The sequence below is a fragment of the Pseudomonas sp. PS01298 genome, assembly GCF_029959745.1.
In the GTDB taxonomy this organism is placed as follows: domain Bacteria; phylum Pseudomonadota; class Gammaproteobacteria; order Pseudomonadales; family Pseudomonadaceae; genus Aquipseudomonas; species Aquipseudomonas aylmerensis.
Genome location: NZ_JASCPP010000185.1, coordinates 1 through 7,369, shown reverse-complemented (window position 1 = coordinate 7,369; position 7,369 = coordinate 1). Strand labels below are relative to the sequence as shown.

The window sequence follows — 7,369 nt, the reverse complement described above, 5'->3', positions numbered from 1 at the left end:
GCTGCGAAGGCGGCGGTACTGACAATCCTTCTGTGCCTGACACACCGCCTTCGCGGCCTCGCTAAAGCTCGACGGCTCCCACATTTGGCGGCGTTCGACATCAGGGTCTTGGCGGGTCAGCTGCCGTTGCCGCCATGGGCTTCTTCGAAGAAGTAGTCCTTCCAGCTCGCCGCCTTGTTTTTCAGCACTCCGAGCGCCTGCAATTTCTCGGCATAGATATAGGTGCGCTGCGGCACGATGGTGAAGTCGATTTCCGGGTCCTGGACGATTTTCTCGACCAGGTCCAGCGGCAACTTCGACTGCTCTACGCGGATATACGCCTTGGCCGCAGCCGGTTTGTCGGCCTTGATGATTTTCTCGGCCTCGGCCAGTGCGTCATAGAACGCCTTGTAGGTCTTGGGGTTTTCGTCGTGGAATTTCTGCGTGGTGTACAGCACGTTGAACGTAGCCTGGCCGCCAAGGATGTCGTAGGAACTGAGCACCTTGTGCACGTTGGGATTCAACAGCTCCTGGTACTGGAACGGCGGGCTGGAGAAGTGCGAGTTGATCTCCGAACCGCCGGCAATCAACGCCGCCGTGGCGTCGGGGTGGGCCAGGCTGATGGAGATGTCATCAAACTTCTTGTAGTTGGCATCGCCGAACTGCTTGGCGGTTTCGATCTGCAGGGTGCGTGACTGAAAGCCCACGCCGGCAGCGGGCACGGCGATGCGGTCTTTCTCGGTGAAGTCCTTGAGGGTCTTCACGTTGGGGTTGTTGGTCAGCAGGTAATTGGGCATCGAGCCGAGGGAGGCGATGGCCTTGACGTTCTGCTTGCCCTTGGTGCGGTCCCACAGCGTGAGCATCGGCGGCACACCGGCCGAGACCACATCCAGGGCGCCGGCCAGCAGCGATTCATTCATGGCGGTGGCACCGGATATGCTGTTCCATTCCACCTTGATATCCAGGCCCTGCTCCTTGCCGTGTTTTTCGATCAGGTGCTGATCGCGCACCACGTCGAGGATCAGGTAGCCGATGCCGAATTGCTGGGCGATGCTGATGGTGCCTTCGGCCTGCGCACCGGGGCTGAGCAAGGCCGAGGCAGCGGCGAGGGATGCCGCCAGGAGGGTCAGGGGGGAAAGCTTGAAGGTCATGGGGGTCTGCCGCGTTTTCGGGAAGGTGCTGGAGCGTAGCGGCGGTTTTTAAGACAGCAAAAGAATATTGGGGTCTATTGTTATGCAAATAATCCCCAAATTGGCGTGCGGCTGGTATTGTGCCGCGCTTTGTAAAACTGCCGCAGACTGCGAGGAAATGGACGTTGAACACTGACGAAAAAATGACCGGGGACCTGTTCGAGGTGGATAAGCGCCTGTCACTCAAACCCGTGGTGGACTTCAACGCCTACCTGCGCAGCGCGTTCGGCGACGGCCCCTGCACCTGCGTGCGCTGCACGGCCAGTGGAGGTGACGAGACGGGCTATGAGTTCCAGCACTCGTTCGCTTTCGACGGTAAACCGAGCCACCGCCGCTTCGCTTCGACGGCCGGCAGCGATGTATTGCAGATGCTCAAGAAAGCCTGGCTGTCGTACACAAAGGCCGAGCTGCCGCTCAGTGGTGCGCTGGCGCTGGACACGGTAAAGGAGTTCGTCGAACCGCAGTTGCACAAGCGCCTGGCACCGCTGTTCCTGGCCAGCGGCTTGGTCAAGGATGTCGACGGCGAGTTGCGCCTGCAGCCACAAGCTGCTGCCTGATCAACTCCCTGCAGGAGCCGGCTTGCCTGCTCCTGCAAGGGATCGCCTAGAACCCGGGGACGCCCTGCACGCGAATCTCCGGCGTGAGTTCTTCCAGCGGCTCGACCAGTGGCCGCTCGTCGATCCCCGGCAGCAGGATCACCTTGCGGCAATCCTCCTCGGCCTTGTCGAACAGCTCATAGCCACGCGCCGCCTGCTCCAGCGACAGGCGATGGGTGACGATCGCCTCCGGGTTCAAGTGCCCCAGTTCGATGTGCCCCAGCAGCTCCGGCAGGAACCGCTGCACATGCGTCTGGCCCATCTTGAAAGTCAGGCCCTTGTCGAACGCGTCGCCGAACATGAAGCCATGGATAAACCCGGCATACACCCCGGCCACGCTGACCGTGCCACCCCGGCGCACGGCGGCGATGCATTGGCGCAAGGCCTTGCCGCTGCTGCCTTCGAGCTTGAGGGTGGTGAGGATGGTTTCGGTGGTGCTGCCCTTGGCCTCGAAGCCGACCGCATCGACCACGCCATCGACGCCGCGCATACCGGCAGTCTGGCGGATGATGGTGTCGGCAGGGTCATCGTCGTCCTCGAAGTTGATCGGGATCACGCCATACGTTTTCTGTGCATAGGCCAGGCGATACGGGTGATCGTCGACCATGAAGATCTGCGCGGCCCCAAGCATCTGTGCGCACGCGGCGCTGAGCAGTCCCACCGGGCCGGCGCCATAGATCGCCACGCTTGAGCCCTCGACGATGCCGGCATTGGTCACAGCCTGCCATGCGGTGGGCAGGATGTCGGAAAGGAACAACACCTTCTCATCCGCAAGGGTGCCAGGCACCTTGAACGGCCCGGTATTGGCCTTGGGCACCCGCACCAGCTCGGCCTGGCCACCGGGAATGCCGCCGTACAAACGGCTATAGCCAAACAGCGCCGCGCCCGGCGGGATCGCCTTTTTATTCAGGATCGCGCCGCGCCCGTCGTTGGTGGTTTCGCAGGCGGCGAACTGCTGGAGCTGGCAGAAGAAGCAATCACCACAGGCAATCACGAACGGGATCACCACACGGTCGCCGCGCTGCACGGCCGTCACCGCCGGCCCGGTTTCCTCGACGATGCCCATGAACTCGTGGCCGAAGATATCCCCGTGCTCCACCGTGGGGATCTTGCCCCGGTACAGGTGCAGGTCCGAACCACATATGGCCGTGGCGGTGACGCGCAAAATGATGTCGTCCGCCTGCTCAATGATCGGATCGGGAACCGTGTCCACCTGCACCTTGTGGGCGCCCTGGAAAGTCATCGCTCGCATGCTCTGCACTCCTGCCATTGAAGGGGTTATAGATAAGGGCGGTCGAGCCGGCGAGCGTTCCTCCAGCGTGCGTCCACACCTGATGAGTGGTCAGCGCAAACGGGTGACGGTGAGCGCGACCACGGCAATTCGCTCCACGCGCTCATACCCGGGTTTGCCCAGCTCTTCGCCGAACACATCGGGATCGAGTTCGCGGTAGGTCCAACCGAAAGCGTCGCTGGCAAGCAGCGGCTTGACCGCCGCCAGAAACGGGTCTTCACCGGCAACGATCGCCACGCCGGTGTAGAGCACCAGGCTGCCTCCAAGGGCCAGGCGCCCGAGTGATTCGCTGGCGATACGCACCGACAGTTGCTCACCCAGCGCGCCGCCGCCATGCCGATAGGCGCGCTGACGGTCGTCGTTCATGTAGGGTGGATTGGCGACGATCAGGTCGAATTCGCCCTCGACACCGCCCAGCACATCGCTGTGGTAGGCACTGACGTTGGCCAGTCCCGCCAGCTCCGCGTTCACCGCCGTGAGGCGCAAGGCACGCGGGTTGATGTCCACTGCCAGCACCTCGGCGTCGGGCCGCGCGCGGGCGACCACCAGCGCGCCGACACCGGCGCCGCAGCCGATGTCCACGGCGCGGGTGATCGGCTCGCCGCGCTGTTGCAGATGGGCTTCGAGCAGGTGCGCGAAGCGGTAGCTGTCCGGTCCGAAAAACACCGCATCCGACTGTGTGGTGGGGTACGCCGAGTGGGCCAGCAGCAGATCATCCAGGCTCGACCAACGCACTGCGCTGCGCCACAGCGCGTCGTGCTTCTCGATCACATCGGCCTGCTGCAACTCTTCCCGAAATGCTTCGGGCAGCAGCTGATTGTCAAACGGCATCGACCAGCCAAAGACATCACGCAGATCCACCGCCAGTGGCGTGGGCAAGCGTTGATAGACCCGCTCATGGGTCAACGGCGTCGGCGTGATGAACCGGTAGCCGTGCTCCTTCAACCCCCGGCCCAGGTTGAGCAAGGCGCGGTCGGCAAGTTGTTGTGCAGACATGGGCTAGGACCTCAGCGCAGGCGCGCGCGCAATTGGATAAAACGTCGGGTGGCGTACAAACCGGCGGGCGTGCAATGGCGCCGCGCCGACAGCCAGGGAATCAATGCCTGGAGCTGCTGCTCGTCGGACAGGTTCCACAGCGAATCCACCAGCGCCTGGGTGTCCGGATCCGCCGGGCGGTGCTGCTCGCGCGAGAAGCGGCTACCGCGCCCTGGCCGTACCGGCGGCACGCGTTGGCTGCTGACCCACTCACCGGCGATCCAGTCATGCAGCAGCTGTTTTTCATAGCCGCTGAACACGCCGAACATCGCCGCGCCGGCGCCTTCGATCAATTGCCAGAAACGACTGTCGGCCGGGTCCTGGTTGCGCTTGATCCAGCCCTTGTCTTCCAGGGCCTGGAGAAAGGCGCCGATCTGCCCCGGCTGGGCCAGCCACTGATTGACGGTCTGGCCCTCGAAGCGGCAGTAGTCCGAATGCATGTGCTGGCCGAACGTGCGCTTGCGTTCGAGCATCGCCACCACTTCGTCCTGCAGATTGAACCGGCTGATCACCGCGGTGGTGCCCAGGCCGAGGTCGTTGAGCCGGTACCCGTCGGCCACCCGGCGATAGAAGTCCGCCCTGCCCTCGCCCAGCGGCAATAAATTCAGCACCGACTGCGCGGCCTTGCACGCGTGGCCGCTGCTGGCGTTGTCGATGGTCACGTGCAGGGTGAAGTAGTACGGGTCGATGCCCAGCTCGCTCAGCTCGTACGCCGTGATTAACAGGTGCAAGGGCAACTGCTCATAGCCCAGGTTGTAGCCGATGATCTCCGGCAGGAATTCCTCGGCACACAGCCCCAGCGCCAGTTGCAGCGCGCCTTGCAGGTAATGGCTGTCTTCCAGGCCGGCGTCGCTGTCGGCATCGTGTTCGCTGAGCAATTTGCGGTAGATCAGCACATGATTCTGCGCCGCCTCACCGTCGCCCAACTCTTCAAGGTAGGTGGTGAGCAGGCCGTCGAAACGCGGGTCCTGCCAATAGCGCAGCAGGCCGTTGAGCCAGGCGCCGTCGACATGTTTGGTCGGCGCCACGCGCTGCAGGAAGTACAACGCATGGGCCTTGTTCTGGAAATAGCGGCGTGACTGGCCTTGCTGGCGTTGCTCCAGGTAATCGGCATAAGTCTGGGCCACCTCGGCGCAGCGCTGCTCGACCCACGCGGGCAATTGCTCGGGCGCCTCGGGCAACTCGCCGGGCACGTCGCGCAACTGTGCCAATTGCGCGCGAATAAATGCCCGCGCGACCTCTTCTGCACCCGCAGTTTCGCCATGCAGCTGTTGATACACCCGCTGGCACTGGCCCGGCTGGGTAAGGGAGGCCGGTTGGCCCGACAGCGCTGTAAAAAGCGTCATGATGGCAGTGTCCGCAAAGTCCGATGCAACCGGCCTCCCAACAAGGAAGCCCCACAAGAGCGCTGAAAACCACACGCTTCTAACAGTGCAGAGCATCGGGGTGTGCGGAAAATTCAATCGGGGTTAAGAAGGGGCGGATCGGCGGTTATAGATGACCCAGCCCGTACACCCGCCGAGGCGGGGATGGGCGCTCCGGCGAGCCAATGGGCACTCGAAAAACGTCACTCCGCACAAAAAAAGCTCACTTGATACACAAAGCCCACGCAACGCAGTAAGTTGCCTCTACACAAGGTGCCCCTCACCACTGGGGCAGTGTTCCCCCGCCAATCCAAGGAACGAACATGCCCGAGCCGAGTAAAAAGATGAGCCTGTTGGGCCTGACCACGCTGGTCACGATCAATATGATGGGCTCGGGCATCATCATGTTGCCGGCGAGCATGGCGCAGCTGGGCGCGATTTCGTTGTTGTCGTGGGTGATCACGGCAGTGGGCTCGATGGCCATCGCATATGGCTTTGCCCAGTGCGGACTGTTCTGTACGCGCACCGGCGGTATGTCGGCGTATACCGAAGAGGCCCACGGCAAGTCGGGATTTTTCCTGTGCTCGTTTCTGTATTTTCTGTCGCTGATCATCGCCAATGTGGCGATTGCTATTTCAGCCGTGGGTTATCTGTCGTCGTTTGTGCCGTGGCTGGGCAGCGGGCCGGTGCCGTTGTTCATCGGCAGCCTGGCACTGATCTGGCTGACCACCGTGGCCAACTTCGGCGGCCCGCGCCTGACCGGGCGCATCGGGGTGGTGACGGTGTGGGGCGTGATCATTCCCGTGGTGGGGCTGTGTGTGGTCGGCTGGTTCTACTTCAATGCCGAGGTGTTTGTGGCGGCCTGGAACCCCAATCAGCTGGAACTGTGGGACGCCATCGGTGCGAGTATTCCGCTGACGCTGTGGGCATTTCTCGGCATGGAGTCGGCGGCGCAAGGCTATGACGCGGTGGAAGAGCCCCAGCGCACCGTGCCGCTGGCCTGCCTGCTCGGCACCCTGGGCGCGGCATTGGTGTACGTGCTGTCGACGGCGGTGATCCAGGGCATCGTGCCGAATGCGCAGTTGGCCGAGTCTTCGGCGCCGTTTGCCTTGGTGTATGCGCAGATGTTCACGCCCTGGGTGGGTGAAGTGATCATGGCGCTGGCCGTGGTGGCGTGCATCGGTTCACTGCTGGGCTGGCAGTTCACCCTGGCGCAGACGGCCAAGATGTCGGCGGACCAGCGTCTGTTTCCGGCCTTTTTCAGCCGGGTCAGCGCGGCGAATGCGCCGGTACTCGGACTGCTCGCGTGTGCGACGCTGCAGAGCCTGATTGCCCTGTCGACCATTTCGCCAACAGCCAGCGCGCAATTCAGCAAACTGGTGAACCTGGCAGTGGTGACCAACCTGGTGCCCTACGTGACCGCCCTCACCGGCTTGCTGGTGATGATGCACAAGGCACGCGCCACCGCAGCGGTGCAAGCGCGTAATACGCTGGTGGTGCTGGTAGCCGTGGGGTACTCGCTGTACGCGATTTATGCCTGCGGCGAAGAGGCCGTATTTGGCGCGATGCTGGTGCTGGCGTTCGGGTATTTGCTGTATGGATTCCTGGCCAGGCGTTTTGTCGAGGAACAGGTCTGGGCTCCTGGTATATAAAGGTCAACTGTGGGAGCGGGCTTGCTTGCGAAGGCGGTGGGTCAGTCACCCTTTTCAGCGACTGGAAAGCCGCTTTCGCGAGCAAGCCCGCTCCCACAGTTTTGATCGGTGTTTGAGCTTGAGATTAGAGGCGTTTCGACAACAGTTTCGACGACGGTACAACCCGATTCCAGCCTTAGAACACACGCCAAATGTGGGAGCGGGCTTGCCCGCGAAGGCGGTGGGTCAGTCACCCTTTTAAGCGACTGACACACCGCTTTCG

At 62.6% G+C, this 7,369-nt stretch carries 6 protein-coding genes; 2 read left to right on the top strand and 4 right to left on the bottom strand.

Translation table 11 applies throughout. From position 1 onward, the window contains the following. Positions 1-116: 116 nt before the first annotated feature. On the bottom strand, positions 117-1,130 hold the full coding sequence (locus QMX97_RS31035) for an ABC transporter substrate-binding protein (protein ID WP_282398184.1): 1,014 nt from the start codon (positions 1,128-1,130) through the stop codon (positions 117-119). Between the two features lie 164 nt (positions 1,131-1,294). On the opposite strand from QMX97_RS31035, the gene QMX97_RS31030 reads away from it, so the two are divergent. Next, positions 1,295-1,726 carry a hypothetical protein gene (locus QMX97_RS31030; protein ID WP_106803473.1) on the top strand — a complete coding sequence of 144 codons (432 nt, stop codon included), beginning with the start codon at positions 1,295-1,297 and terminating at the stop codon, positions 1,724-1,726. A 46-nt stretch (positions 1,727-1,772) separates the two neighbouring features. Here the strand turns inward: QMX97_RS31030 and QMX97_RS31025 are convergent, their stop codons facing one another. The 3 genes from QMX97_RS31025 to QMX97_RS31015 form a co-directional block, all read right to left on the bottom strand. After that, a complete protein-coding gene (locus tag QMX97_RS31025; protein WP_282398183.1) occupies positions 1,773-3,017 on the bottom strand; it encodes a zinc-dependent alcohol dehydrogenase in 1,245 nt (414 codons plus the stop codon). Between the two features lie 90 nt (positions 3,018-3,107). Continuing rightward, positions 3,108-4,052, bottom strand: coding sequence for a class I SAM-dependent methyltransferase (locus QMX97_RS31020; RefSeq protein ID WP_282398182.1), 945 nt, complete (start codon positions 4,050-4,052; stop codon positions 3,108-3,110). A gap of 11 nt (positions 4,053-4,063) precedes the next feature. Beyond that, positions 4,064-5,437: an iron-containing redox enzyme family protein gene (locus tag QMX97_RS31015; protein WP_282398181.1), complete on the bottom strand. Its 1,374-nt coding sequence runs from the start codon at positions 5,435-5,437 to the stop codon at positions 4,064-4,066. A 341-nt stretch (positions 5,438-5,778) separates the two neighbouring features. On the opposite strand from QMX97_RS31015, the gene potE reads away from it, so the two are divergent. Continuing rightward, positions 5,779-7,107 (top strand): putrescine-ornithine antiporter, encoded by a 1,329-nt coding sequence (gene potE, locus QMX97_RS31010; protein WP_282398180.1) that lies wholly within the window; start codon positions 5,779-5,781, stop codon positions 7,105-7,107. Positions 7,108-7,369: the final 262 nt, after the last annotated feature.